General features: G+C 68.3%; 28 protein-coding genes. 16 read left to right on the top strand and 12 right to left on the bottom strand.

Going from position 1 to position 25,049, the window contains the following annotated elements; all coding sequences use genetic code 11:
- Positions 1-66: 66 nt before the first annotated feature.
- Together ON30_RS18750 and ON30_RS18745 are read right to left on the bottom strand one after the other, a co-directional pair.
- A complete protein-coding gene (locus tag ON30_RS18750; protein ID WP_083911505.1) occupies positions 67-636 on the bottom strand; it encodes a M23 family metallopeptidase in 570 nt (189 codons plus the stop codon).
- Positions 626-1,057 carry a hypothetical protein gene (locus tag ON30_RS18745; RefSeq protein WP_040708772.1) on the bottom strand — a complete coding sequence of 144 codons (432 nt, stop codon included), beginning with the start codon at positions 1,055-1,057 and terminating at the stop codon, positions 626-628. Before ON30_RS18745 ends, ON30_RS18750 begins: the two co-directional genes overlap by 11 nt.
- A gap of 434 nt (positions 1,058-1,491) precedes the next feature.
- Between ON30_RS18745 and rpsB the strand changes: the two genes are divergently transcribed.
- From rpsB to ON30_RS18720, 5 genes are all read left to right on the top strand, one after another.
- Positions 1,492-2,310, top strand: a complete 819-nt coding sequence (rpsB, locus tag ON30_RS18740; RefSeq protein WP_040708771.1) for a 30S ribosomal protein S2 — start codon at positions 1,492-1,494, stop codon at positions 2,308-2,310.
- A 141-nt stretch (positions 2,311-2,451) separates the two neighbouring features.
- Entirely contained in the window at positions 2,452-3,276 is an 825-nt protein-coding gene (gene tsf, locus ON30_RS18735; RefSeq protein WP_040708770.1) for a translation elongation factor Ts, read from the top strand.
- Between the two features lie 304 nt (positions 3,277-3,580).
- Complete coding sequence (gene pyrH / locus ON30_RS18730) at positions 3,581-4,309, top strand: UMP kinase (RefSeq protein WP_040708769.1); 729 nt, start codon at positions 3,581-3,583, stop codon at positions 4,307-4,309.
- A 49-nt stretch (positions 4,310-4,358) separates the two neighbouring features.
- The gene (gene frr / locus ON30_RS18725; RefSeq protein WP_040708768.1) at positions 4,359-4,916 is read left to right on the top strand and encodes a ribosome recycling factor; all 558 of its coding nucleotides are present in this window, start codon (positions 4,359-4,361) and stop codon (positions 4,914-4,916) included.
- 177 nt (positions 4,917-5,093) lie between these two features.
- Positions 5,094-6,029, top strand: coding sequence for a phosphatidate cytidylyltransferase (locus ON30_RS18720; protein WP_040708841.1), 936 nt, complete (start codon positions 5,094-5,096; stop codon positions 6,027-6,029).
- 18 nt (positions 6,030-6,047) lie between these two features.
- Here the strand turns inward: ON30_RS18720 and ON30_RS18715 are convergent, their stop codons facing one another.
- Positions 6,048-6,380, bottom strand: a complete 333-nt coding sequence (locus ON30_RS18715) for a LapA family protein (RefSeq protein ID WP_051029516.1) — start codon at positions 6,378-6,380, stop codon at positions 6,048-6,050.
- 166 nt (positions 6,381-6,546) lie between these two features.
- Between ON30_RS18715 and rlmN the strand changes: the two genes are divergently transcribed.
- Positions 6,547-7,656 carry a dual-specificity RNA methyltransferase RlmN gene (gene rlmN / locus ON30_RS18710; protein ID WP_040708766.1) on the top strand — a complete coding sequence of 370 codons (1,110 nt, stop codon included), beginning with the start codon at positions 6,547-6,549 and terminating at the stop codon, positions 7,654-7,656.
- A gap of 419 nt (positions 7,657-8,075) precedes the next feature.
- Here rlmN and ON30_RS18705 read toward each other — a convergent pair whose 3' ends face one another.
- Positions 8,076-8,675, bottom strand: a complete 600-nt coding sequence (locus ON30_RS18705; RefSeq protein ID WP_306307389.1) for a nucleotidyl transferase AbiEii/AbiGii toxin family protein — start codon at positions 8,673-8,675, stop codon at positions 8,076-8,078.
- Positions 8,672-9,337 (bottom strand): type IV toxin-antitoxin system AbiEi family antitoxin, encoded by a 666-nt coding sequence (locus ON30_RS18700; RefSeq protein ID WP_051029515.1) that lies wholly within the window; start codon positions 9,335-9,337, stop codon positions 8,672-8,674. The genes ON30_RS18705 and ON30_RS18700 overlap by 4 nt, the downstream gene beginning before the upstream one ends.
- A gap of 226 nt (positions 9,338-9,563) precedes the next feature.
- Here ON30_RS18700 and ON30_RS42295 point away from each other — a divergent pair, with 226 nt between their 5' ends.
- The 3 genes from ON30_RS42295 to ON30_RS18690 are packed head-to-tail and all read left to right on the top strand — an operon-like array spanning position 9,564 to position 10,907.
- Complete coding sequence (locus tag ON30_RS42295; protein WP_157183770.1) at positions 9,564-10,316, top strand: TIGR02679 domain-containing protein; 753 nt, start codon at positions 9,564-9,566, stop codon at positions 10,314-10,316.
- Positions 10,276-10,503 carry a type II toxin-antitoxin system VapB family antitoxin gene (locus ON30_RS18695; protein WP_040708765.1) on the top strand — a complete coding sequence of 76 codons (228 nt, stop codon included), beginning with the start codon at positions 10,276-10,278 and terminating at the stop codon, positions 10,501-10,503. Before ON30_RS42295 ends, ON30_RS18695 begins: the two co-directional genes overlap by 41 nt.
- Entirely contained in the window at positions 10,500-10,907 is a 408-nt protein-coding gene (locus ON30_RS18690; protein WP_040708764.1) for a PIN domain-containing protein, read from the top strand. The genes ON30_RS18695 and ON30_RS18690 overlap by 4 nt, the downstream gene beginning before the upstream one ends.
- 65 nt (positions 10,908-10,972) lie before the next feature.
- Here the strand turns inward: ON30_RS18690 and ON30_RS18685 are convergent, their stop codons facing one another.
- Positions 10,973-11,383: a DUF5997 family protein gene (locus ON30_RS18685; RefSeq protein ID WP_040708762.1), complete on the bottom strand. Its 411-nt coding sequence runs from the start codon at positions 11,381-11,383 to the stop codon at positions 10,973-10,975.
- A 68-nt stretch (positions 11,384-11,451) separates the two neighbouring features.
- Between ON30_RS18685 and ON30_RS18680 the strand changes: the two genes are divergently transcribed.
- Positions 11,452-12,375: a LysR family transcriptional regulator gene (locus ON30_RS18680; RefSeq protein ID WP_040708761.1), complete on the top strand. Its 924-nt coding sequence runs from the start codon at positions 11,452-11,454 to the stop codon at positions 12,373-12,375.
- A 52-nt stretch (positions 12,376-12,427) separates the two neighbouring features.
- Here ON30_RS18680 and ON30_RS18675 read toward each other — a convergent pair whose 3' ends face one another.
- Positions 12,428-12,697, bottom strand: coding sequence for a DUF2631 domain-containing protein (locus tag ON30_RS18675; RefSeq protein ID WP_040708760.1), 270 nt, complete (start codon positions 12,695-12,697; stop codon positions 12,428-12,430).
- A 104-nt stretch (positions 12,698-12,801) separates the two neighbouring features.
- Between ON30_RS18675 and dxr the strand changes: the two genes are divergently transcribed.
- The 5 genes from dxr to ON30_RS18650 all read left to right on the top strand — a co-directional run bounded on the left by dxr (position 12,802) and on the right by ON30_RS18650 (position 19,449).
- Positions 12,802-13,941, top strand: a complete 1,140-nt coding sequence (dxr, locus tag ON30_RS18670; RefSeq protein ID WP_040708759.1) for a 1-deoxy-D-xylulose-5-phosphate reductoisomerase — start codon at positions 12,802-12,804, stop codon at positions 13,939-13,941.
- A 174-nt stretch (positions 13,942-14,115) separates the two neighbouring features.
- Positions 14,116-15,318, top strand: coding sequence for a M50 family metallopeptidase (locus ON30_RS18665; protein WP_040708758.1), 1,203 nt, complete (start codon positions 14,116-14,118; stop codon positions 15,316-15,318).
- A gap of 156 nt (positions 15,319-15,474) precedes the next feature.
- Positions 15,475-16,629 (top strand): flavodoxin-dependent (E)-4-hydroxy-3-methylbut-2-enyl-diphosphate synthase, encoded by a 1,155-nt coding sequence (gene ispG, locus ON30_RS18660; RefSeq protein WP_040708757.1) that lies wholly within the window; start codon positions 15,475-15,477, stop codon positions 16,627-16,629.
- A gap of 71 nt (positions 16,630-16,700) precedes the next feature.
- Positions 16,701-17,567: a GNAT family N-acetyltransferase gene (locus ON30_RS18655; RefSeq protein WP_051029523.1), complete on the top strand. Its 867-nt coding sequence runs from the start codon at positions 16,701-16,703 to the stop codon at positions 17,565-17,567.
- 94 nt (positions 17,568-17,661) lie between these two features.
- The gene (locus ON30_RS18650; RefSeq protein WP_051029514.1) at positions 17,662-19,449 is read left to right on the top strand and encodes a penicillin-binding transpeptidase domain-containing protein; all 1,788 of its coding nucleotides are present in this window, start codon (positions 17,662-17,664) and stop codon (positions 19,447-19,449) included.
- A gap of 118 nt (positions 19,450-19,567) precedes the next feature.
- Here ON30_RS18650 and ON30_RS18645 read toward each other — a convergent pair whose 3' ends face one another.
- On the bottom strand, positions 19,568-20,107 hold the full coding sequence (locus ON30_RS18645; RefSeq protein ID WP_051029513.1) for a peroxynitrite isomerase: 540 nt from the start codon (positions 20,105-20,107) through the stop codon (positions 19,568-19,570).
- Positions 20,108-20,318: 211 nt separating this feature from the next.
- Between ON30_RS18645 and ON30_RS18640 the strand changes: the two genes are divergently transcribed.
- A complete protein-coding gene (locus ON30_RS18640) occupies positions 20,319-20,750 on the top strand; it encodes a hypothetical protein (RefSeq protein WP_245554111.1) in 432 nt (143 codons plus the stop codon).
- On the opposite strand, the gene ON30_RS18635 is transcribed toward ON30_RS18640, so the two are convergent.
- From ON30_RS18635 to ON30_RS18620, 4 genes are all read right to left on the bottom strand, one after another.
- Complete coding sequence (locus tag ON30_RS18635; RefSeq protein WP_040708753.1) at positions 20,747-21,238, bottom strand: hypothetical protein; 492 nt, start codon at positions 21,236-21,238, stop codon at positions 20,747-20,749. The genes ON30_RS18640 and ON30_RS18635 overlap by 4 nt on opposite strands.
- Before the next feature lie 95 nt (positions 21,239-21,333).
- Entirely contained in the window at positions 21,334-22,674 is a 1,341-nt protein-coding gene (locus ON30_RS18630; RefSeq protein ID WP_245554113.1) for an APC family permease, read from the bottom strand.
- Between the two features lie 241 nt (positions 22,675-22,915).
- The gene (locus ON30_RS18625) at positions 22,916-23,788 is read right to left on the bottom strand and encodes a helix-turn-helix domain-containing protein (RefSeq protein ID WP_040708751.1); all 873 of its coding nucleotides are present in this window, start codon (positions 23,786-23,788) and stop codon (positions 22,916-22,918) included.
- A gap of 54 nt (positions 23,789-23,842) precedes the next feature.
- Positions 23,843-25,024: a lytic transglycosylase domain-containing protein gene (locus tag ON30_RS18620; RefSeq protein ID WP_040708750.1), complete on the bottom strand. Its 1,182-nt coding sequence runs from the start codon at positions 25,022-25,024 to the stop codon at positions 23,843-23,845.
- Positions 25,025-25,049: the final 25 nt, after the last annotated feature.

Genomic DNA, 25,049 nt, shown 5'->3' with positions numbered 1-25,049 from the left:
TCCGATCCTGTACCCCGCGACCCCGTGCGCGACAGTGCGCGCGGACATCGCCTTCGCCACACACGGTCATCGCGGCTGTACCGGTTTCAGGCGCAGCGGTGAGAGGTGCAGCAGACCGAGCGGGTCGAGGTAGTCGCGCGGAACGCTCGCCTCCCGGCGCAACCCCCAGTGCAAGCAGGCGCCGGCCGCGCACCCGGGATGACCCGCCCGCAGTTCTCCGATCCGCGCGCCCCGCGCGACCCGGGCACCCACCTCGACCGCCGCTCCCACCGGTTCGTAGGTCGTGCGCAGACCACCCTCGTGATCGAGGGAAACGACCGGCTTTCCCGCGACCTCACCCGCGAACGCGACGATCCCGGCTCCCGCGGCGAGGACGTCCTGTCCCTCCGCCCCGCCCAGATCGACACCGCGGTGACCCGGCAGCCAGTCCCTCTCGGGTTCGTCGAAGGGCCGCTCGACGGCGGGACGTGGGCGCAGCGGCCAGTCGAAGTCCCCGGTGGGCGCCGCGCCGGCCGCACCCGCCTGCGCCGCCACCGCCGCGACCAGGACCGCGAATCCGCCCGCGACCCGCAGGATGGTCACCGCGTACTTGGCCTGCGGTTCCGGTTTCGTCACACCGGTCTTCTCATCGGACATCGGACACCTCCGATCGGTCGGTGAGATCTTCGATCTCGGGCAGGTATTCGCCGGTGGGCGCGGACAAGGCCGCGGGCACGCAGTCGGACGTCCGCGAGAGTTCAGATCCGGGCACAGAGTCGGCTGTCGGGAGGAATTCGGATGTCCGAACGGATTCGGAGGTGGGCGCGGATTCGGAAGAGGTCGCGGATTCGACGGGCACGCAGATCGTGGCGGGAACGCCGACGGCGGCGGGCGCGACGGCGGGCAACGGCAGCACCCGCGGCGCGGTGCGCACCATTCCCTCGATCGGACAGGCCGACCCGGTGCAGCCGACGTGGGTGCGCGGCGGACCGGAAGCTGCCGCTTGATGTGCGGCGACCAGCGACAACGCGAACAGCCAGGGGAGGATCAACGTCATCGACACGCTGAAACGGTTCATGGCTCCGACCCTGCCCGCCACCGACCTCGTCCGGGCCGCCGATCCGGCGAATGTGGACAACTTCGTCCTGTGTGAATGCCTGGTGTTTCCGATCCGGGAAATCAGACATCGGGCAGCGCGCTGACCTGCGGTTCCCGCTGTTATCCCTGGTCACAGGGGTGGACGGGAGGCGATTTCGGCGGAGGAGGCCGACGCCGTAGACTGGTCGAGCGGTCTGTGCTGGCACGGACCGACTTCGCGCGCCACCCGTGCTTGTTCGTCCGGCGCTGCTCGACTCCGACCTCAGAACCGAGATCGATCGGCAGCGGCTGTGCTGAGCAGGGAATCGCCGGCTGGTCCCGCCCACGAGGCGAGGTCCGGCGGTTCGGCGGCGCCAGGGCGGCGGATCACCGATCCGCCGCGTCAACCGGCAACGAAAGAGGGATACGGGAGCCATGGCTGTCGTAACAATGAAGCAGCTGCTCGACAGCGGCGCGCACTTCGGACACCAGACCCGGCGCTGGAACCCGAAGATGAAGCGGTTCATCTTCACCGACCGCAACGGCATCTACATCATCGACCTGCAGCAGACGCTGACCTACATCGACAAGGCCTACGAATTCGTCAAGGAGACCGTCGCCCACGGCGGCACCGTCCTTTTCGTCGGCACCAAGAAGCAGGCCCAGGAGTCCATCGCCGCCGAGGCGACGCGGGTCGGCATGCCCTACGTCAACCAGCGCTGGCTGGGCGGCATGCTCACCAACTTCTCCACCGTGCACAAGCGCCTGCAGCGCCTCAAGGAACTCGAGGCGATGGAGCAGACCGGTGGTTTCGAGGGTCGCACCAAGAAGGAAATCCTCATGCTCACGCGTGAGATGAACAAGCTCGAGCGCACCCTCGGCGGCATCAGGGACATGGCCAAGGTGCCCTCGGCCATCTGGGTCGTCGACACCAACAAGGAGCACATCGCCGTCGGCGAGGCGCGCAAGCTGAACATCCCGGTCATCGCGATCCTGGACACCAACTGCGATCCCGACCTGGTCGACTACCCGATCCCGGGCAACGACGACGCGATCCGCTCCGCCGCCCTGCTCACCAAGGTCGTCGCCTCCGCGGTGGCCGAGGGCGTCCAGGCGCGCGCGGGTGTGTCCGCGGGCGACGACAAGCCCGAAGCGGGCGCGGGCGAGCCGCTGGCGGAGTGGGAGCAGGAACTGCTCGCGCAGGCCGCCCCCGGTGCCGACGGCGCTGCCGCCGAGGCCCCGGCCGAGGCCTGAGCCACACCGTCGTATTCAGACACTGTTCCGGCGGTGATCACGTGGCCGTGCGCCCGTGATCACCGCTGACCGGTACTCAGGAGCGTCCGGGCGGTGCAGTCGCCGCCCGCCGCACCCTTTCTCGAAGGAGGCTCGCCACCCATGGCGAACTACACCGCTGCCGATGTGAAGCGGCTCCGGGAGCTGACCGGCTCCGGGATGATGGACTGCAAGAACGCGCTGGCCGAGACCGACGGTGATTTCGACAAGGCCGTCGAGGTGCTGCGCATCAAGGGCGCCAAGGACGTGGGCAAGCGCGCCGAGCGCGCCACGGCCGAGGGCCTGGTCGCGGCCAAGGACGGCGTCCTGGTCGAGATCAACTCCGAGACCGACTTCGTCGCGAAGAACGCGGAGTTCCAGACCCTGGCCGATCAGATCGTGGCCGCGGCGGCCGCCGCCAAGCCCGCCGATCTGGACGAGCTCAAGGCGCTGCCGCTGGACGGCCGCACGGTCGACGCCGCGTTGCAGGAGCTGGCCGCCAAGATCGGCGAGAAGCTCGAACTGCGTCGCGTGGTGTCCTACGACGGCCCGGTCGCGACCTACCTGCACAAGCGTGCCACCGATCTGCCGCCCGCCGTCGGCGTGCTGATCGAGTACACCGGCGAGGGCGAGGCCGCCGCGGAGGCCGCGCGCGGCGCCGCGATGCAGGTCGCCGCGCTCAAGGCCAAGTACGTCACCCGCGACGAGGTGCCCACCGACATCGTGGAGAACGAGCGTCGGATCGCCGAGCAGACCGCGCGTGAGGAGGGCAAGCCGGAGGCGGCGCTGCCCAAGATCACCGAAGGTCGCGTCAACGGCTTCTTCAAGGATGTCGTGCTGCTCGAGCAGTCCTCGGTCACCGACTCCAAGAAGACGGTCAAGGCCCTGCTGGACGATGCCGGTGTCACCGTGACCCGCTTCGCCCGCTTCGAGGTCGGCCAGTCCTGATCTGTGTCGAAAAGGCCCCGGATCCAACGTAATTCGTTGAATCCGGGGCCTTTCCGCTATCTTGTAGTCGGTTCGCGGATCGTGGTGGCCCGGACTCGTGCCGTGCGCGGCCCCGCTCGGCGGCCACCGGGACGCGGGCCGTGCTCCGCGCCGTTCGCCCCGCTCAGGTCGAGGGGTCCTCTGCACCGCGGGAAACCGCATAGGGCAGGATGGACGCGCCCTGTGTTGCGGGATCGCAGACGTATTCGCTTTGCCTGATGACTCGCCGTGTCGACAGACCACACCGCCGAAGGAGACCAGCACGATGACGGAACCCGGGACCGAACGTCCAGGATATCGCCGCGTGCTTCTGAAACTGGGTGGGGAAATGTTCGGCGGCGGCGCCGTCGGACTCGATCCCGATGTCGTGCAGACCGTGGCCGAGCAGATCGCCGAGGTCGTCGAGGACGGTATCCAGGTGGCCGTGGTGATCGGCGGCGGCAATTTCTTCCGCGGGGCCGAACTCGAGGAGCGCGGCATGGACCGGGCGCGCTCGGACTACATGGGCATGCTGGGCACCGTGATGAACAGCCTTGCGCTCCAAGACTTCTTGCAGAAACAGGGCATCGATACCCGCGTGCAGACCGCCATCACGATGGGGCAGGTCGCCGAGCCGTACCTGCCGTTGCGGGCCAAGCGCCACCTGGAGAAGGGGCGCGTGGTGATCTTCGGCGCCGGGATGGGCATGCCGTACTTCTCCACCGACACCACCGCCGCCCAGCGCGCGCTCGAGATCGGCGCGGACGTGGTGCTGATGGCCAAGGCCGTCGACGGGGTGTTCTCCGCGGACCCGCGGGTGGACCCGAGCGCGACCTTGTACACCGAGATCACCCACAAGGAGGTGATCGAGCGCGGTCTGAAGGTCGCCGATGCCACGGCCTTCAGTCTGTGTATGGACAACCAGATGCCGATGCTGGTGTTCAATCTGTTGACGAAGGGCAACATTGCCCGGGCGGTCGCCGGTGAGAACATCGGCACACTGGTACGGTCCTGACCCCGCGCCCCGCGGATCATGACGATGACGACGCTGTGGAGGAACGGTCGTGATTGATGAAGCCCTCTTCGATGCCGAGGAGAAGATGGAGAAAGCCGTCTCGGTGGCGAAGGACGATCTCGGAAGCATCCGGACCGGCCGGGCCAACCCCGGCATGTTCCAGCGGGTCGTCATCGACTACTACGGTTCGCCGACGCCGATCACCCAGGTCTCGAGCATCACGGTGCCCGAACCGCGCATGGTGGTGATCAAGCCCTACGAGCAGTCCCAGTTGGGCGCGATCGAGACCGCGATCCGCAATTCCGACCTGGGGGTGAATCCCACCAACAACGGCGACATCATCCGGATCTCGGTGCCGCAGCTGACCGAGGAACGCCGCCGCGAGCTGGCCAAACAGGCCAAGGGCAAGGGTGAGGACGCCAAGGTCGCGATCCGCAACGTCCGCCGCAAGGCCATGGACGAATTGTCGCGGATCCAGAAGGATGGCGAAGCGGGGGAGGACGAGGTCGGCCGGGCCGAGAAAGAGCTCGACAAGACCACGGCCAAGTACGTCGGTCAGATCGATGAACTGGTCAAGCACAAGGAAGCTGAACTGCTCGAGGTCTGAGGCACCGGACAGGCGCGGCGGGCCGAGGAGGTAGGGAGGGCACCGCACATGCCGCAGACCGGGGAGAGCCGAGGACCCGCCAGGGCGGGGGACGAACGGAACGACGAGTTGAGCGACGGGACAATCGTGGCCGAGAAAGCCGCCTCGACCGGTGCGGCCGACGAGCCGACACCGGCCATCGGCACACCTGATGCGCCGCACGGATATTCCGGCGACGCCCCGAGTGTCGGGCGGCCCGCCGACGACCTCGTGGACCGGGAGGTGCCCGCGGCGCCGGCCGCCGCGCCGCCGTCGGGTTCGCGCGCCGGGCGCAATCTGCCCGCGGCGCTGGCGGTCGGGTTCGGTCTGGGGCTCTCGCTCATCGCGATCCTGCTGTTCGTGCCGAAAGTGTTCATCGCGGTGGCGGGCGCGGCGGTTGGCGTGGCCACCTGGGAGGTGGCCAAGCGACTGCGCGAGGCCGACGTGCTGGTGCCACGGATTCCGCTGATCGTCGGCGGTCAGGCGGTGTTCTGGCTGGGCTGGCCCTACGGTGCGAGCGGTGTGGCCGGAGCGTTCGCCGCGACGGCGCTGGTGTGCATGGTGTGGCGGTTGTTCGACCACGGTCTGCGCACGGCGCCGCGCAACTTCCTGCGCGATACCGCCATCGCCCTGTTCACCCTGTCCTGGATTCCGCTGCTGGCCTCGTTCGCGACGTTGCTGCTGCTCGAACCCGACGGCAACCTGCGGGTGCTGACGTTCATGATCCTGGTCGTGTGCTCCGACGTCGGCGGCTACGTGGCGGGCGTGCTGTTCGGCAAGCACCCGATGGTGCCCTCGATCAGCCCGAAGAAATCCTGGGAGGGTTTCTGCGGTTCGCTGGTCTTCGCCGTGATCGGCGGGTTGCTGACGGTGACGCTGCTGCTGGAGGCGAACTCGATGATCGGCGTCGTGCTCGGCGTCGGTCTGGTGCTGGTGGCCACCGTCGGCGACCTGATCGAATCGCAGGTCAAACGCGAATTGGGCATCAAGGACATGGGCACCTTGCTGCCCGGTCACGGCGGCATCATGGATCGCCTCGATTCGATGCTGCCGTCGGCGTTCGTGTCCTGGCTGGTGCTGTCCACCCTGCTCTGAGCGGGGTGGACGCCCGCCTCAGTGTTTGGCGACCCGCCGCAACTGCATGATGCGCAGGCCGCCGACCAGGGCCATGACCAGTGCGCCGAGGATGACCGAGAGCAGCACGGCCACGCCGATCGGCAGGTTGAACTCCCAGAAGAACAGGCTCACCTGGACGCTCTGCAAGTTCTGCAGGATGAAGATGAGCAGCACGACCAGGATGAGCGTCCCCACGACCAAGCCCATCCAGGCGTAGCCGGTACGCGAGGAGATCGAGGTCTTCTTACCGGTGACCGTCGGGACGGTGGCCGCGGTGGGCGGGTCGACCGTCGGGTGGTCGCCGGGTAGATCTTCGGCGTTGGTGGACATCTGTGCATCATCTCCGACCGCTTCGTCGGGGGCACGCATTTCGTGCCGTCCCGAATCATGTCGCCGTTCCGTGCCCGGTCCGGCGTGCGTTCACCTCGCCCTCCCGCGGTACCCCGTAGCGGCCGGAATACGCGACGAAGCGACCGAATGCGAGAATGGGGGAACTATGACCGTCTCGCTGCCCCTCGTGTTCGACGCCCCGCGCCGCGGTATGCCGCCGCGCCATCTCGCCGATCTGGACGCGGACGGCCGCACAGCGGTGATGGCCGAACTCGGTCTGCCGAAGTTCCGTGCCGATCAGATCGCCCGGCAGTACTACGCGCGGTTGGAGGCCGACCCGGAGCGGATGACCGATCTGCCCGCCCCGGTTCGCTCGGCGATCGGCGAGGCCCTGTTCCCGCCGCTGCTGTCGGTGGTCAAGCATGTGGCCTGCGACGACGGTCAGACCCGCAAGACGCTGTGGCGCGCGCACGACGGCACCCTGCTGGAGAGCGTGCTGATGCGCTACTCCGACCGCAACACCCTGTGCATCTCCAGCCAGGCGGGCTGCGGCATGGCCTGCCCGTTCTGCGCGACCGGCCAGGGCGGACTGGACCGGAACCTGTCGACCGCGGAGATCGTCGACCAGGTGCGCGCGGCCGCGGCGGCCCTGCGCGACGACGAAGTGGCGGGCGGACCGGGCAGGCTGTCCAACATCGTGTTCATGGGGATGGGTGAGCCGCTGGCGAACTACAAGCGGGTGGTCAACGCCGTCCGCCGGATCACCTCGCCCGCGCCGGACGGTCTCGGGATCTCCCAGCGCAACGTGGTGGTGTCCACCGTCGGCCTGGCCCCGGCCATCCGCAAGCTCGCCGACGAGGACCTCTCGGTCACCCTCGCGGTCTCCCTGCACACTCCCGACGACGAACTCCGCGACACCTTGGTCCCGGTCAACAACCGCTGGCCGGTCGCCGAGGTCCTCGACGCGGCCCGCTACTACGCCGACAAGTCCGGCCGCCGCGTCTCGATCGAGTACGCGCTGATCCGCGACGTCAACGATCAGCCCTGGCGGGCCGACATGCTCGGCAAGAAGTTGCACAAGGCGCTGGGCTCGCGGGTCCACGTCAATGTCATCCCGCTGAACCCGACACCGGGCAGCGAATGGGACGCCGCCCCCAAGCCTGTCGAACGCGAATTCGTTCGTCGCGTCAACGAGCAGGGCGTGCCATGCACCGTCCGCGACACCCGCGGCCAAGAGATCGCCGCCGCCTGCGGACAACTCGCCGCCGAAAACTGACGCGCTACTACGCCGTCGGCACCTTGGGGGTAGGCGTGGCATTGCTGAAGTGTCGGTCCGCCGTAACCCATAATTGGAAATATCGGGAGTCAACAGGCGTTTGGTCTGTTTGCTGGTCGGTCGAAGTACTTGCTGGTCACGAACCATGTTGTGCGCAACTTGGCTCGCCCCACGGCGCTTGGCGCCTGTCGTGATTCTACGGGCTGCGGGTTAGACCGTTCCGCTCGCAGTCAGCTCGGCACCGGGCGCTGTCGGTCCGGCGGTGGTGCGGCGCTTGTCCAGGCGTCGCGAACGAGGCGGAGTGCGTGAGCGGCAGTCACCTCGAGTCGGGTTTGGCCTGCGAGTTGTGCATGCCATTGAGCTTCGCTTGGGGCGGTGGCGAATTGCCAGGGTTGTGGGGGTTTGTTGGTGGGACCAAGTCATTGGAAAAGGGTGGCGGCCTCATGGTCGATGGCGTTTATTCTTGCGAGGGCCCAGAGATCCCAGAGATCTCTTGGGGCGGCGCGGTCGTACCAGGCGACGGCTTTCGCGGCGGCGAAGGCGGGGCGGGTGGGGACGGACAGGGTAGCGGGTGAGGTGTTGCGGTAGCGCTGGGTGAGACGGCGCGGTTCCGTGGGCCATCGGGTTGTGCCGGTCCTGGAGAGTAGCTGGATCTTGATACCGATTCTGCCGTCCGGGGTGATCAGCCGGGCCGGTTCGGTATCGATGACGGCGCTGAGGCTGGTTTCCCACTCCAGTCGGCCGAATTGGCGCTGTACAGAGCGCGGCAAAGTGCGCGTGAGTTCGGCGGCCAGGCGGGAGCGAGGTGTAATGGCGATGAGGTCGATGTCTTCGCTGAGGCGGCCGTTCGGCAGGTGGGTGCGAGCTAGTGCGGTACCGCCGAAGAAGATGAGGGATTCGGCATGTGTGCTGCTCAGATGGCCGAGTATGAGTGAGATCAGGTAGTCGCGTTCGACTTGGGCGTGCGCGACTCCGAATTCGGTGGCGGTCGCTGCGCGTTCGTCGGGGTCGAGTGTCACCGGTTCTCCACGATGTCCTCGGCACGGTTGAGTGCGGCACGCAGGCGCTGTTCGGTGGCGAGCTCGGTTAGTCGGTCGGTGTCGCAGAGGCGGTAGAGAGTGCGGATTGCCGTCGGTATTTCGGTGTCGGCGTCGCCGAGGCCTGGTCGGTGGGCGAGGTCGAGGACGGTCTGTTCGGGCGTGGTGGCGAGGGTTGGGCCTAGTTCTGTGCGGATGAGTTCGGCATCGAGGCGGTCGATGTCACGGGTGACGAAGCGGATGGTGGCGTCCCGGTCCGTGAGTTGCAGGGCGGCGCGCTGTTTGGGGACTGCCACGACGGCGACCGCCAGGGCGCGAGGGATTGCGCCGAGGACCCGGGCGGCGCTGACGCCCATGAGGATTGCGCGTTCGGGACCGAACATCGCCGTGGCTATGCCGGCGGCGGCGGCCTCGAGTTCGGGCTGCCAGGGCTGGTCGACGCGGTCTTGGGGTACGACGATGTAGTAGCCGTAGGCGGCGCGATGCAGAAGCCCGCGAGCCGCGAGTTTCGCTAGCTGTTGATGGGGATGCTGGTAGATGGCGGTTACGTGCTGGGCGGTGAGCGTGCGCAGCGGTAGGCGCGCCAGTTCCGGGCGAATACCGGCCTGCCTATACCCTGGATCTTCCAATTCCGGCTCAATCATTATTAGAAGTCTAACCTAGAAGGCTAGTAATTCACTAGTGATCGTGACGTTGTGCTCGATGAGGCTGATCAGCCAGCCAAGGCGAGGGTGTCGGCGGGTGGCGGTGCCCGTTTCAAGCAGGCGCCGGGGCCGTCACTGCCGGTCAGGGCATTTGTAAATCCCTGTTCTCGATGCCATTCGTAGACGTGTCTCGCGTGGCGGGGGGCTGGAAAGTGGCTCTCTGAGTGTGAGTTTGACGCCCGAACAGCGCACGCAGGTAGCCCGATTGCTCGGCACCGGTTGGGAAGTCGGCAACAAGGCGGTGACGTTGCGCGCGCTCGCTCTCGCCCTTGCCGAGCACGGTTTGACCGTACGGCAATTCGTCGAGCTCATGGATGGACGGAAGCTGACTGTTCGTCGGGAAACGCAGGCGGTCGAACAGCGCGCAGCAGAAGAGGAACGGCGGAGTGCCCTGCGAATCCTGCGCGCCGTGGGGATTGCCGAGCCTGTGGGGAACGATTGGTTGACCGGCCCGCGGGCACCCCGCTCAGGGTCGGGCGCGGCGGTGGAACCAGCCCAACGGATAGCTCTCGTGTGGCCGCGGTTGCCCTGGGATGGAACAGGATTGCGTCTCGCCCAACTCGCCGCCGAGACGACAGGTGACGCGCACGGACTCGACTACACGACCGATCTCGGGCGAACGGTTGCCCGGCTGATCCATACCGAGAGGGAGTTCGCGCACGAGGAACATCGTGTCCCGAAGCACTGCCCGCTGATGCTGCGGGCGACAGATCGCCGTGAGTCCGTGGGCGTGCTGCTGCTGCGGTGGACGCGTTCGAGTCGCGTCGACACGTCGACAAGAGTCGTAGAACCGTCTGCTGCTTCGGGGGCTTCAGCGAGCTACCATGCACATAGCGCACAACAGACACACTCGTGTTGTGCAATGAAAGGATGCTGTCGTGGCGACCAATATCGAGGTGGATCCGGCGCTGTTGGCTGACGCCATGCGGCTGTTCGGGACCAAGACGAAGAAGGACACTGTCAACACCGCCCTGCGTGAGGCAGTCCAACGGCTGAAGCGTGCTGAAGCGCTGGAACGGCTTGTCGCGAGAGCCGAGGCCGGCGATTTCGACGCGGCGATCGCGGCATACGATGCCCGAAAGGCTGCTCAGCGGGGCGATGTGTGAAGTACTTGGTGGATACATCCGGTATCTGGAACCTGCTCCGCGACAAGGGGACACGCGCGAAGCTGTTCTCCGTCCTGGAGACCGGCTCGATCAATGTGTGCGCACCCACCCGGCTCGAGTTCCTTTTCTCGGCACAAGGCCCTGTGGACCGCGACCAGATGGATTCCGAGATGAACAGTTTGTTCGAGCCGGTTCCCGTGCCCAAGGATGCGTGGCGGTGGGCTGAGATGGCCCAGTACAAGCTCACGCAGCACGGGCAACATCGCGGCCCAGGGCCCCTCGATCTGGTGCTGTGCGCTACTGCGGTCCATCACGGGCTCACGGTGCTGCACGCGGACAATGACTTCACCACGGTCTCCCGTGTGCTGCCTGAACTGACCGAAATCGACATTCGGCGTTTGTGAGGGCTGACAGCTGCAAGCGGCGGTCGGGAGATCGCCGCCGCTGACAGTTGCCGAGGGAGGAGGGGTCAGCGGTTTTTGGCGGGGCGGTTGGTGGCGGCGCGGCGGTCGGCTTCTTTGGTTTTGATGCGCTCGTTCTCGGCGCGGACCGCGGCGAAGGATTCGCGTTCGCGGGTCAGCCAGGCGGGCGGGTCGGCCAGCAGGGTCGCGATCTGGTCGGCGGTGAGGGCGTCGGCGACCTCGGCGCGGGCCAGGCCGCTGTTGGAGATGCCGAGTTTGCGGGCGACGACGTCGCGGGGGAACGGGCCGAGGCGGCGCAGTTCGGTGAGCCAGGCGGGCGGGTCGGCGCGCAATTTCTCGAGCTGTTCGCGGGTGATGTCCGCGTCGCGGAATTCCGCGGGTGCGGCCGGGAGGTAGATGCCGAGTTTGTTGGCCGCGGTCAGCGGTTTCATGGTCTGCGGTTTCCGGTCCTGGCTCACCGGCCAAGCTTAATCGACGTCGGATGCCGCGCTCACCGCCCGTCCGCCGCGCCGCTAGTCTTGCTCCAATGAGCCGGTTCGAGACGATCGATGTCACCCGTCTGCGCTGGTTCGTCGCGGTCGCCGAACAGTTGCACTTCGCGCGCGCGGCGAAATCGTTGAACATCTCCCGGCAGCGTTTGAGCCGCACCGTGATCGAGCTCGAGGAAGAACTCGGCGTCCGGTTGTTCGTGCCGGGGGCGCAGCCGACCGAGCTGACCGAGGACGGGCGCGCGCTGCTGGCGCGGGCCCCGGAGCTGATCGCGGCCGCGGAGGTCGAGGTGGTCACGGCCGAGCCCGCGGAGACGACGCTGCGTGTCGGTTTCGTCCCGGGCGTCACGGTGTCGAAGTGGACGCGGATCTGGGGGGAGCGCTTTCCCGGGATCGCGCTGGAGGTGACGCCCGTCCCGCAGGTTGAGCAGGTCGCCGCGCTGCGTGAGGGCCGGGTCGATATGTGCTTCGTGCGCCTGCCGGTGGATCGCGACGGGCTGGCGGCGATTCCGCTCTACCGGGAGGTGGCGGTGGTGGTGGTGCCCAAGGATCATCCGATCGCGGTGTTCGACGCCGTGACCGCAGCGGAGTTGGCCGAGGAGAAGGTGCAGACCGAGCACGCGCTCGATGACGCGGCGGTGACCTTGGAGATGGTGGCGGCGGGGGTGGGGCACGCGATCGTGCCGCATTCGGTCGCCCGCCTGCACGCGCGCAAGGATCTGGTCTATCGCCCGGTCAGCGACGCGCCCGCGACCGAGATCGCCCTCGCGTGGCCGAGCGCCGCGACCGGTCCGGTGATCGAGGATTTCATCGGGGTGGTGCGCGGACGCTCCGAACACAGCTCCCGCGCCCGGACGATCGCGGCGCCACGGCCGGGTGCACAGGGCAAGCCGTCCGCGGACAAGGGCGGGAAGAAGCGTCAGCCCGTCGCGCGCAAGCAGGTCAAACGGCGCGGGCGCTGAAACGCGAACGCCGCCCCCGCGTGGGCGGGAGCGGCGTCGCATGTCGTGTGCGTCAGCGGGGCTTGCGCCGGTAGATCTTGTCGTAGACGACGATCCCGATCAGCGCGAGCGCGAAACCGACGAGGTAGAGGTCCTCGACGCGGCCCTTGTGGTTGCCGATGAGCATCCCGAGCAGGATGACCGCCACCACGATGGCCGCGATCCGGAAGGTGCGCGGTGATTCGCCGCTCCATCCCCACTCGGCCGACGGCACCTCGGCGGTGTCGACGTGAGAGACGACCGCGCGCTCGGTGTCGGCGGGTTCGAGTTCCGTGGCGGCCACGATCGCTCCTTAGCTCGAGGTACGACCCCGATCGGCGGGGTAGTTCCCCGATATCGTGGCATACGACCGTCCGTCGTAGCCAGTGGCCCTGCCACAATGGGGCCGTGTCCGACATCGTGAGAGTCCTGCTGCTGGGCAGCACCGGATCCATTGGAACCCAAGCGCTCGAGGTGATCGCCGCCAACCCCGACAAGTTCGAGGTGGTCGGGTTGGCCGCGCGCGGCGGCAACACCGAACTGCTCGCGGCGCAGATGGCGGCGACGGGGACGCGCAATGTCGCGGTCGCCGACCCCGCCGCCGCGCGGGCCCTGGATCTGGGGTCGGGCGGACCGGACGCGGTCACCGAACTGGTGCGCCGCACCGAGGCGGACGTGGTGCTCAACGCGCTGGTCGGTTCGCTGGGGCTGGAACCGACGTTGGCCACTCTGGAGTCGGGCACCCGGTTGGCCTTGGCGAACAAGGAGTCGCTGGTGGCGGGCGGTTCACTGGTGACGAGGGCGGCGGCGCCCGGGCAGATCGTCCCGGTGGATTCGGAGCATTCGGCGTTGGCGCAGTGTCTGCGCGGCGGTCGGGCCGAGGAAGTGGACCGGTTGATCCTGACGGCGTCCGGCGGCCCGTTCCGTGGGTGGACGGCGCAGATGCTCGAGTCGGTGAACCCGGAGGAGGCCAAAACCCATCCGACCTGGTCGATGGGGTTGATGAACACCCTGAACTCGGCGTCGCTGGTGAACAAGGGCCTGGAGTTGATCGAGACCCATCTGCTGTTCGGTATCCCCTACGACCGGATCGATGTGACGGTGCATCCGCAGTCGATCGTGCACTCGATGGTGACCTTCACCGACGGTTCGACCTTGGCCCAGGCCAGCCCGCCGGATATGCGCCTGCCGATCGCGCTGGCGCTGGGCTGGCCGGATCGGGTGCCGGGCGCTGCGGCGGCCTGCGATTTCTCGACCGCCTCGACGTGGACCTTCGAACCGGTGGACAACGTCGTCTTCCCCGCCGTCGACCTGGCCAGGCAGGCCGGGGAGGCGGGCGGCAGCGTCACGGCGGTCTACAACGCCGCCAACGAGGTGGCGGTACAGGCGTTCCTGGACGGTCTGATCGGTTTCCCGCAGATAGTGGGGACGGTGGCGCGCGCGGTGGAGGCGGCCGAGCGCTGGCGGGCCGAACCGGAGACCCTGGCCGAGGTGCTCGCGGCCGACCGCTGGGCCCGCGAGCACGCTCGGGCGCTGGTGGCGGGCTGATCCGACGCGCGGTCCCGACCGGTGCCGGCACACTGTGACGTGAGGTCGTCGCGGCCTGCGGTTACTGTGGTCGGGTGCGCGCGGCCGTGACGGAAGCGGGCGTCCGGAGAATCGCGGCCGAACCGGCGGCCGAGGCGACAGGCGAGCCGGGTCACGCAGGAGGGCTGTACATCGATGGTGTTCGCGTTGGGGTTCGTGTTGTTCGCGCTCGGCATCACGATTTCGGTCGCGTTGCACGAATGCGGGCACATGTGGACCGCGCAGGCGACCGGGATGAAGGTCCGGCGCTATTTCGTCGGCTTCGGCCCGAAGGTCTTCTCGTTCCGGCGCGGTGAGACCGAATACGGTCTCAAGGCGCTCCCGCTCGGCGGCTTCTGCGATATCGCGGGCATGACCGCGCTCGACGAGATCGAACCGGAGGATCTGGACCGGGCGATGTACCGGCAGGCCACCTGGAAGCGCCTGGTGGTGATGTCGGGCGGTATCGCGATGAACTTCCTGCTCGGCTTCCTGCTGGTGGCCGTGCTGGCGGTCGGCTGGGGTCTGCCGCGCTTCGACCAGCCGCCGGAGACCCAGCTCGGCACCATGGGCTGCGTGCCGCAGCAGAATCCCGACGGCACCGCGCAACCGTGTACCGGCACCGGTCCGGCGCAGCAGGCCGGATTGCGGCGCGGTGACATCGTGACCGCCGTCGCGGGCGTTCCCGTGGACACCTGGAAGGAGTTCCAGGCCGAGACCCAGAAGCAGACCGGGCCGTTCGACTACACGGTCGAACGCGACGACCGGAGCCTCACCGTCACCGTCGACCCCGTTCGCGTCACGCGCTACCCGGAGGCGGGCGGTCCCGGCAAGGAGGTCGGTGCGGTCGGCGTCGGCTCGGACTTCTACGAACCGGTCCAGTACGGCGTCCTGGCCGCGATCCCGGCCTCGGCGGCTTTCACCGGCGACATGTTCGTGCGGACCTTCCAGGCGCTGGCCCAGATGCCGCAGAAGGTGTCGGCGCTGTGGACGGCGGTGACGGGTGGCGAGCGCGATCCGGAAGCGCCGATCAGCGTCTACGGCGCGAGCCGGATCGGCGGCGAGACGGCCGAGCGCGGGCTGTGGAGCGTCTTCATCCTGATGTTGGCGAGTCTGAACTTCTTCCTCGGCGCGTTCAACATCCTGCCGCTGCTGCCGTTGGACGGCGGACACATCGCGGTGGTGCTCTACGAGAAGGCCCGCAATTCGGTGCGCGGATGGCGCGGATTGGCGCCCAGCGGGCCGGTCGATTATATGAAACTGATGCCGCTCACTTATGCGGCCGTGGTTCTCGGTGGCGCGTACATGGTGCTGACCCTCGCCGCCGACATCGTGAATCCGGTCAAACTCTTCCCGTGAGCGCGCGCTCCCGTGAGCGGATTCGCGTGGGCACTCGGGGGACACCGCCGTGTCAGCCGCGCTGTCATCGCGGTCACGAGGCGACCTCGCGGCGGACGCGACTAAGCTTGGCGAGCGTACGGCACGCGCAGATCGCAGGAAAGTAGGCAGCCGACAGTGACCAGCACAATCGGATTGGGGATGCCGACCGCACCGGCGGCCGTTCTCGCACCCCGACGCAAGACCCGTCAGTTGATGGTGGGCAATGTCGGGGTCGGGAGCGATCACCCGATCTCGGTGCAGTCGATGACCACCACCAAGACCCACGACGTGAACGCGACGTTGCAGCAGATCGCGGAATTGACCGCTTCCGGTTGCGACATCGTCCGCGTGGCCTGCCCGCGTCAGGAGGACGCGGACGCGCTGGCGACGATCGCGCGCAAATCCCAGATTCCGGTGATCGCGGACATCCATTTCCAACCGCGCTATATTTTCGCCGCGATCGACGCCGGTTGCGCGGCGGTGCGGGTGAATCCGGGCAATATCAAGGAATTCGACGGCCGCGTCGGCGAGGTGGCCAAGGCGGCGGGCGCGGCGGGTATTCCGATCCGCATCGGCGTGAACGCGGGCTCGCTGGACAAGCGGATGTTGGAGAAGTACGGCAAGGCGACGCCGGAGGCGTTGGTGGAGTCGGCGCTGTGGGAAGCCTCGTTGTTCGAGGAGCACGGTTTCGGCGATATCAAGATCTCGGTCAAGCACAACGACCCGGTCGTGATGGTCGAGGCGTACCGGCAGTTGGCGGCGGTGTCGGACTACCCGCTGCATCTGGGCGTGACCGAAGCCGGGCCTGCCTTCCAGGGCACCATCAAATCCGCGGTGGCCTTCGGCGCGCTGCTGGGCGAAGGGATCGGCGACACGATCCGGGTGTCGCTGTCCGCGCCGCCCGCCGAGGAGATCAAGGTCGGCGGCCAGATCCTGCAGTCGTTGAATCTGCGGCCGCGCAAGCTGGAGATCGTGTCGTGCCCTTCGTGCGGGCGCGCGCAGGTCGACGTGTACACCCTGGCCAACGAGGTCTCGGCGGGTCTGGAGGGCATGGAGGTGCCGCTGCGGGTCGCCGTGATGGGGTGCGTGGTGAACGGTCCCGGTGAGGCGCGCGAAGCCGACCTCGGCGTCGCCTCGGGCAACGGCAAGGGGCAGATCTTCGTCAAGGGCGAGGTCATCAAGACGGTGCCCGAGGCCAAGATCGTGGAGACGTTGATCGAGGAGGCGTTGCGCATCGCCGAGGAGATGGGCGAGGACGCGTCCGGGGAGCCGGTGGTCACCGTCGGCTGATCGGCGCGACTCGGTGTGATCATTTGCGGATGCGCACACCACGGCGTCGCGTTTCGTGGCAGGCTGTGGTGGTGCGGAGTCTGCTGGAGCCGGCGCGTCGGGCGAGGATCGCCCCCGCGCGTCAGCTCGCGAACAAGGACCTGGCACAGGTCCTCCGTGTGCTGGACACCGACCCGGTGGCCACCTGTATGGTCGCGGCCCGTCTGCAGGAATGCGGACTCGACAGTCGCGGCGGCGGCGCCGGTGAGTTGTGGAGCCGCGGCGGACCGCACGATTCGCTCTGTTTCTCCGGGGCGAATCTGGTTCCGCTGCGCGGCGACCGCGACGCCCTGCGCGCCTTCGCCGAACGCGCGACGCGCTGGCCGCGGGTCTGCTCCTCGGTGGTCGGCAGGCAGGAACTGGCGTTGCCGCTGTGGGAACTGCTGACCGCGCGCTGGGGTCCGGAACGGGAAGTGCGCGGCGCGCAACCGCTGTTGGCGTTGGCCCAGCCGCCCGTGGCGGCGTGTGATCCGCAGGTGCGCCGGGCGCGTCCCGACGAACTCGACCGCTACCTGGTGGCGGCCATCTCGATGTTCATCGAGGAGGTGGGCGTCGATCCCCGGGCGGGCGACGGCGGGCGCGGGTACCGGCGGCGGATTCAGAGTCTGATCGAATCGGGCCGGGCGTGGGCGCGTTTCGAGGACGGCGAAGTCGTCTACAAGGCCGAGGTCGGTTCGTTGTCCCGGCGGACCGGCCAGATCCAAGGGGTGTGGGTGCATCCGGATCACCGGGGGAAGGGCCTGGGCATCACGGGGACGGCGGCGATCGCGAACGCGGTGGTGGCTTCGGGGCGCACCGCGAGTCTGTACGTCAACGACTACAACGAGGTCGCCCGGCGGGCCTACGCGCGGGTCGGATTCCGGCAGATCGCCACCTTCGCGACGATCCTGTTGGATTGAAATGCACCGCGCGATCGGCCGATCCGCTGTCCGGGAAATGAAATACACGCGCGTCGTAGGCGTTTGCCGATAGTTGGCTATACCATCGGTGCCGATGTCGATTCGCATGATCGTCCCGCCTGCCGTCGTGGCGCTCGCCGTCGCGGTGGCGGGGTGCGCGGCGGGTTCACAGGGGCCGGTCCCGGCCGCCGACGCCTTCGTCGCCGCGTTCGCCGCCCGCGATCTGACCCGCGCCGCGCAGTTGACCACGGTCCCCGAGAAGGCTTCGGTCGCACTGGAATCCGCGTGGTCGGAGCTACAGGCCCGGTCGCTGACCGCCGAGACCGGCGCGGCCCGGGTCACCGGTGACACCGCTACCGTCGACTACACCTACGAGTGGAAGCTGCCCAAAGACCGGGTGTGGCGCTACACCGGCCAATTGCAGTTGGGGCGCAGCGACGGTCGCTGGGCGGTCCGCTGGACGGCCTCCGACATCCATCCGAAGTTGGGGGACACCCAGACCTTGGTGCTGCGGGCCCATCCCGCGCCGCGCGCCCGGGTCAACGAGTCCTCGGGCAGTGACGTGCTGGTGCCCGGCAAGGTGACCCGGGTGGCGTTCACGGCCGCCGAGGCGGGCGACGCCGCCGCCGTCGCGCGGGCGCTGGGCGCGGCGCTGCTGCGTTTCGACGACCGACTGACGCCCGAACAGATTCTGCGCGCGGCCCGTTCGGCGGGCGGCGCGTACACCGTCGCCCTGCTCAGCGAATTCGAGTTCGACCAGGTCAGCGGGGAGATCCTGGGTCTGTCGGGTGTGCGGTTGACCCAGGAGTGGGATCTGGTGCCCACCGACCGGCATTTCGCGCCGGATCTGCTCTCGCAGGTCCGCAAGACCGTGATCGAGGAGGTCGACGGCAAGGCGGGCTGGAGTGTGGTCACCGTGAACGCCTACGGCGTGGACACCGATGTGTTGCAGGAGGTGCCCGCGCAGCCCGCGCCCTCGTTCGCGCTGAGCATCGACCGGTTCGTCCAGGCGGCCGCGCAGCGCGCCGTCGACGCGCCTGCCCAGCAGACCATGATGGTGGTGATCCGGCCGTCCACCGGCGCGATCCTCGCGGTCGCGCAGAATCGGGCCGCCGACCGCGACGGTCCGGTGGCCACGATCGGCCAGTATCCGCCGGGGTCGGTGTTCAAGACCGTGACGGCGGCGGCGGCGATCTCCGCCGGGTTGGCGACACCGGACACGGTGGTGCCGTGTCCCAGTCGGATCGTGGTCGGCGAGCGCACGATTCCCAACTACAACCTGTTCAGCGTGGGCAGTGTGCCGATGGCGACCGCCTACGAGCGGTCCTGCAACACCTCCTTCGCCAAACTGGCCAGCGAACTGCCCGCCGACGCGCTGCACGACACGGCCGCGAAATTCGGTGTGGGTCCGGGATACACACTGGTCGGTATGCCGACGACCTCCGGGTCGGTGCCCGCCGCGCAGGATCTGGTGCAGCGCACCGAGGACGGGATCGGTCAGGGGCGCGTGGTGGTCAGCCCGTTCGGGATGGCGATGATGGCCGCCACGATCGCGGCGGGGAGCGCGCCGGTGCCCTACCTCATCGCGGGCAGGCCGACAGTGGTCGACGGCGATCGTCCGCCGGTCGAGCCCGAGGTGATCGACGGGCTGCGCCGGATGATGCGGATGGTGGTGACCGGCGGCACCGCGGAGCGCATCGTCGATCAGGGCGAGGTGTACGGGAAGACGGGCGAGGCCGAGGTGGCGGGCGGCTCGCATTCCTGGTTCGTCGGCTACCGCGGAGACATGGCCTTCGCGACCCTGCTGGTCGAGGGCGGCAGCTCCGACAACGCGGTGGGCGTCACCCGGGATATGCTCGCCGTGCTGCCGCCGGGCTATTAGTGCCTGCTGTCGTTCCGGTGACAGGTGACACCGTCGCGGGCTACCGGTCGCGGCACCGCCATTCGGCTGGGGAATCGGTGTCGCCCGCGCTGTCGGATCGCCACAGGGACGAGAGTGTTCAGACCCGGTGCAGGGCCGCCGAGAGGTGAGGGGTGAGCGGTTCGCCGACCGCGGCCATTCGCAGCGTGTAGTCGAGGGTGTCGCCGACCAGGCTGAAGGTCCGCCCCAGGGCGGTGACCACCTTGGCGGTGCTGGCGCGGCCGACGTCGGTGGACTCGAATTCCATCCGCAGTTCACCGTCGACGTGGGTGAGCGCGCCTTCGCAGATCTCGGTGATCCCGGTGGGGTGGGCAAGGATCAGCTCGACGTGGTCGGGGCGGGGACTGCGCAGGTAGCCGGTCTCCACGTGCAGGGGCCTGCCGTCCTCGGCGGACCTGGTGCGCTGCTTGTAGGTCAGGAACGGGCGGCCGAGATGGCCGAAGCGGACTTCCTCGAGATAGTCGAAGGCGTCGATGGTGGGGTATTCGCCGTGCCCCGACCCGCGCCAGGTGCCCAGCAGCGCGGCCAGCGGCGCGATGGCGGGATGCGGGGTGACGGGCGGTTGCGGTTCGACCACGGCGCCAGCATAGTGCGATGCCGCACCGGGTTCGCACGACATCCGTCGTCATGTCGGCCGAATTCCGCGATCGGACACGTCGGCGAACGGGCGGTCGGCCGATTCGCCCGTCACGGCGGATGTCCACGGGTGAGCGGACACGGCGGACGATCGGATTGTCCGCATCGATTCGTGGCTGTCCGGGATGCGGATCGCGCGACAATCGGGTAGCTGATGAAAGGCCGATGGACAGGCGGCTGGTGCTATGACGAATGTGCGCGACAGATGTTTGGTCCCCGGCAAGGAGCTGATGCTCGCGGCTTGCCGGGGGCTGCCCCACGACAGTCACCCGATGTTGGACGCGGCGGGTGAGCTGGCGCAACTGCACGAGATCCGGGAGCGCACACCGCGCTTCGAGCTGGCCAAACTCGATCGCAGGCGGATGCAGTTGATGCGCTCGGTGGATCGGTGGATCACCTTGGCCACGCCGGTGCCCTACGACTCGGTGGGCCTGCACGAGGAGACCGTGGGCCGGATCGTGGACAGGTTGGCCGAACTCGTCGCGCAAGCCTGTGTGCCGTTGGCGCACGCCCCGGAGGCGGTCAGCTACGACGCGTGGCTGCGGGTCGGCGAATTGGCCGACAACTACCAGGATCTGGTGGACGGTCTGCGCGCGGGCACCCGTCGGGTCCCTGACACCTGTTAGCGACGGCCGAACAGGCGGAAGCCGCGTCCCTGTTTGCGGGGCAGGGTGGCGTAGACCATCGTCATGTCCGCGAACACCTCGGCCTCGCGTTCGCCTTCCGTCCCGAATTCGGCGCGGCCGAGCACGTGTTGGGCCGCCAGCGAGGTGATCAGCGCGGCCAGTGCCGAGGGCGGCGGCGCGGTGTCGGGCGCGGCGTCGAGATCGCCGTGGCCGAGCAGCATGTGGCCGATCTCGTGCAGGATGATGTGCTCGGCGTTGCGGCCGGTGGCTTCCTCGTCGTAGACGATGATGTCGTCGTGTCTTCGGGCGACCCACAGTCCCTTGCCGCGACAGCCCTTCTCGGCGAGCATGTCGCCCGCCACCGGCCGCAGTGAGATGGACCGTTTGCGGTGTGCGGCGACTTCGGCCAGGTAGGCGTTGATATTCCACGGATTGGGGAGCGGCACTGTCCGGGCAGCGTCACCGAAGTGGGCTTCCATGCTGGTCATCGCAGCACACATTACCGACCGGGTCGAGCCGAGTCATCTCCGCATATCGGACATCACCCCGGTGACCGACCCGGTCGATCGATCATTCACCGTGGTCAGGGCTCCGGCGTCGGAATCTTTTCGGTGTGTGGGGGTTCGCGGTGCAGAGCCCGGATCACCAGGTGGTTGACCACCCACAGCACGACGCCGATGGCGAGCAGGACGCCGGCGATGGCGTACTGCTGCGGATTGCGGTCGGTCCATGGGGTGACCAGGAATCCGCAGGTGAGCGCGCCGACCACGGGCAGCACCGTGGGGGTGCGGAAGTGGCTGTGCTCGACCGGGTCCCGGCGCAGCACCAGCACGGCCACGTTCACCACGGTGAACACCGCGAGCAGCAGCAGCGCGGTGGTGCCGCCGAGTTCGGGGACCTCGCCGACGAACAGGATCAGGCCCAGGGCCAGCAGGGTGGTGAAGGCGATCGCGATGTACGGGGTGCGCCTGCCCGCGTGCACCCGCCCCAGCGGTCGCGGGATGACGCCCTGGCGGGCCATGCCGTAGAGCAGCCTGCTGGCCATCAGCATGTTGATCAGCGCCGAATTGGCCACGGCGAACATGGTGATGAAGGCGAAGATGTGGGTCGGGAAGGCGGGCGCGCCGACCTCGACCACCTTCAGCAGCGGGGTGTCGCCCTGTCCGAGTTGGTCGGCGGGGACCAGGGCGATCGCGGTGATCGACACCACCACGTAGATCAGACCGGTGAGCAGCAGTCCGGCCAGCAGCACCTTCGGGAAGATCCGGCTGGGTTCCTTGCACTCCTCGGCCATGTTGACCGAATCCTCGAAGCCGACCATGGCGTAGAAGGCCAGGGTGGTCGCCACGATGACGCCGCCGAGCGCGCTGCGGTCGCCGGTGTCGAATTCCACGACCCGCCCGAAATCGCCGTTGCCGAATCCGAGTGCCCACAGCCCGATCACGATGACGATCAGCAGACCGGTCAGCTCGACACAGGTGAGGACGACGTTGAGTTTCACGCCTTCGCTGACCCCGCGCAGGTTGATCGCGGCGACCACCATCATGAACGCCAGCGCGACCAGGGTGACGCCGATGCCGGTGCTCAGGTCGAACTCGAAGGCTTCGGCGAAGTTGGCGGCGAAGGCGCGTGCGGCGGTGGCGGCGGAGGTGATCCCGGAACTCATCACGGCGAAGGCCACCATGAAGGTGAAGAAGTGCACGCCGAACGCCTTGTGCGTGTACAGGGCGGCGCCCGCGGCATGCGGATATTTGGTGACCAGTTCCAGGTAGCTGAAGCCGGTGACCAGCGCGACGAGGAAGGCGACCAGGAACGGCGCCCACACCGCGCCGCCGACTTCGTTGGCGACTTTGCCGGTGAGAGCGTAGATGCCGGTGCCGAGGATGTCGCCGACGACGAACAGCAGCAGCAGGCCGGGGCCCATGACGCGTTTGAGCGTCGGTTCGGCGCCCTGCCCCTCGGGGGTGTTCGGCCCGGGGTCCGCGCTCGGTCCTGATCCGGCGGTCACATCTGCCATGACGTGCACTCCTACGGTGGGAACGGGTAAGGGTAATACCCCGTCCCGCACCGGAATAGTCGTCCGGCGGCCGTGTCGTGACCCGCCCGGTGGGGCGCGGCGATTCCGGTGGCGCGCTCGGCCGTGTCGCCGGAAACGCCGCGCCGACTCAGCGGCGGTCGTCGAGCAACTGGTCCGCGACGCGCTGGATCCGGGTGATCGAATCGCGCGGACTCAGCGCCATGGCGCGCAGTTGGTCGAAGATCACCCCGAAGCGGCGGATCTCGATGTGGCCCTCGATCAATTCGTCACCGGCGATGCCCTCGACGTAGACCAGTTCGGGATCGTTGGGTTCCGGGAAATCCAGGAGGGTGAACGAGCCCGCCATACCGGGGTGGGCGCCCGCGTCGAACGGGAGGATCTGGAGGATGACGTTCTTCTGCTTGCTCTGTTCGACGAGTTTCTGGAGTTGGCCGTACATGACCTCGGTGCCGCCGACGACGCGGGTGATCGCGGCTTCGTCGAGCACCACCCACAGTTCCAGCGGTTCGTCCTTGGTGAGCACGGTGGCGCGGTTCATGCGCGCCGAGACCCGGCTCTCGGTGACCGCGGCCTCCACCTTCGGCATCGAGGTGTCGATGACCGCGCCCGCGTACTGCGGGGTCTGGAGCAGGCCGGGGATGTAGGAGGTCTGGTAGTGACGGGCCGAGAGCGCCTCGGACTCGAAATTGATGTACGCCGAGTAGACCTCGGTCAGGTTGGCCTCGTATGGCCGCGACATGCCGGGTTTCTGGGCGTCGGAGAGCAGATCCAGCGCGTATTTTCGGCGATCGGGCTCGATGTCGTAGAGCTCGAGCAAGGTCATCAGGGTGCGCCGCTGCGGGCGGGCCTGGGCCGCCTCGATGCGGTACAGCGTCGTGACGTTGATGCCGGTTCTCCCGCTGACCTCCTCCTTGCTCAGATTCACGCCTTCACGCATCTCGAACAGCAAGGCGGCCAGTCGGCGCAATCCGGCGGTGAGAACGGTGCGCTTGCCTGCCATGTCGGCAATCCTCGCACCTCGCGATGCGATTCGGCCCCTAATCGGGCGTCTCGGTCAGGTCTGCGGCATGGGCAGCGGGATCACGATGCCCATCGGCAGGGTGATGCTGGGCTGATGGGTGGGCGGCGGCGGTTCGACGGGCGCCGGTTGCGGTGCGGGTTCGGGCGCTTCGAGCCGGAAGGGCTGCTGCAGCGGACGTTGCGGCGCCGGTTCGGGTTCGGGTTCGGGTTCGGAGAGCACCGGTTGGCACAGCACGCCGCATTCCAGGGTGAGTCCGGGCATGGTGACCAGGGGCGGGGTCTCCCGTTGCGGCGCACTGGCTTCGACCATCGGTTGCAGCGGGATGGCCCCGCCGGGCGCGGTGGGGCCCGCGGCGAGCAGTTGCGGGGCCACACTCGCGCGGGGGGTGGCCGTGCCGGGCGGTATGAGCTGCGGGGAGACGGGGACCCGGCTGGGGGTGCCGCCGTCGCGATAGGCCGCCGACCAGCTCAGCACGTCGGCGGCGTAGGCCATCGAGTTGTTGTAGCGCAGGACCGCGCGCAGTTCCTGGGCGGGGTCGCGCAGGTCGAGGCCGTCGGCGCACAGGTATTTGCCCGCGCCGAGCGCGGCGTCGAAGACGTTGTGCGGGTCGGCGATTCCGTCGCCGTTGCCGTCGGCGGAGTAGCGCGACCAGGTGCCGGGCAGGAACTGCATGGGCCCGACGGCGCGCACGTAGCCGCCGCCTGCCGCCGGGATGACTTCGTTGCCGGGCAGGGTGCCGTCCAGGGACGGACCGAGAATGGGGGTGACGGTGGTGCCCCCGGCGTCGGTGCGTCCGCCGAAGGCGTGGCCGGATTCGATGCGTCCGATGCCCGCCAGCAGGTTCCAGTGCAGCCCGCAGTTCGGCATCGCCGATTCCAGGGCGAGTTCGGCGTTGCGGTAGGCGGCCAGGGAGATCTCGGGAATGCCCAGTGCCCCGGCGGAATCGGGCAGGGCGATCTCGCGCAGCGCGGGCGCGGTGCCCGCGGGCAGCGGTCCGTCGGCGGTGGGGGTGACGGCGTGCAGGCTGCGGGCGGTGCCGGGAACGACCGGAAGCAAACCGACCGAGCCGTCGGGGCCGGCGGCGGCGTCGGCCGCGGCCAACAGGGTCTCCGAGGTGCCCTCGGGGGCGGGCGTGGCTGATTCGGCCGCCGACCCGGACATGACGACACCGGCCGCCAGCAGTGCCGACGCGGTGATCGGGGCTGACATACGCATGCGACCACACCCATCCCGACATCGG

The organism is Nocardia takedensis NBRC 100417 (assembly GCF_000308695.1).
GTDB lineage: Bacteria > Actinomycetota > Actinomycetes > Mycobacteriales > Mycobacteriaceae > Nocardia > Nocardia takedensis.
This window is presented reverse-complemented; position numbering and strand designations above follow the sequence as displayed.

Bases quoted from the DNA above. Each gene is read 5' to 3' on its own strand.
- ON30_RS18750 (WP_083911505.1), bottom strand. From the start codon at position 636: ATGTCCGATGAGAAGACCGGTGTGACGAAACCGGAACCGCAGGCCAAG.
- ON30_RS18745 (WP_040708772.1), bottom strand. From the start codon at position 1,057: ATGAACCGTTTCAGCGTGTCGATGACGTTGATCCTCCCCTGGCTGTTC.
- rpsB (WP_040708771.1), top strand. From the start codon at position 1,492: ATGGCTGTCGTAACAATGAAGCAGCTGCTCGACAGCGGCGCGCACTTC.
- tsf (WP_040708770.1), top strand. From the start codon at position 2,452: ATGGCGAACTACACCGCTGCCGATGTGAAGCGGCTCCGGGAGCTGACC.
- pyrH (WP_040708769.1), top strand. From the start codon at position 3,581: ATGACGGAACCCGGGACCGAACGTCCAGGATATCGCCGCGTGCTTCTG.
- ON30_RS18715 (WP_051029516.1), bottom strand. From the start codon at position 6,380: ATGTCCACCAACGCCGAAGATCTACCCGGCGACCACCCGACGGTCGAC.
- rlmN (WP_040708766.1), top strand. From the start codon at position 6,547: ATGACCGTCTCGCTGCCCCTCGTGTTCGACGCCCCGCGCCGCGGTATG.
- ON30_RS18700 (WP_051029515.1), bottom strand. From the start codon at position 9,337: ATGATTGAGCCGGAATTGGAAGATCCAGGGTATAGGCAGGCCGGTATT.
- ON30_RS18680 (WP_040708761.1), top strand. From the start codon at position 11,452: ATGAGCCGGTTCGAGACGATCGATGTCACCCGTCTGCGCTGGTTCGTC.
- ON30_RS18665 (WP_040708758.1), top strand. From the start codon at position 14,116: ATGGTGTTCGCGTTGGGGTTCGTGTTGTTCGCGCTCGGCATCACGATT.
- ON30_RS18650 (WP_051029514.1), top strand. From the start codon at position 17,662: ATGTCGATTCGCATGATCGTCCCGCCTGCCGTCGTGGCGCTCGCCGTC.
- ON30_RS18645 (WP_051029513.1), bottom strand. From the start codon at position 20,107: ATGTCGTGCGAACCCGGTGCGGCATCGCACTATGCTGGCGCCGTGGTC.
- ON30_RS18635 (WP_040708753.1), bottom strand. From the start codon at position 21,238: ATGACCAGCATGGAAGCCCACTTCGGTGACGCTGCCCGGACAGTGCCG.
- ON30_RS18630 (WP_245554113.1), bottom strand. From the start codon at position 22,674: ATGGGCCCCGGCCTGCTGCTGCTGTTCGTCGTCGGCGACATCCTCGGC.
- ON30_RS18625 (WP_040708751.1), bottom strand. From the start codon at position 23,788: ATGGCAGGCAAGCGCACCGTTCTCACCGCCGGATTGCGCCGACTGGCC.
- ON30_RS18620 (WP_040708750.1), bottom strand. From the start codon at position 25,024: ATGCGTATGTCAGCCCCGATCACCGCGTCGGCACTGCTGGCGGCCGGT.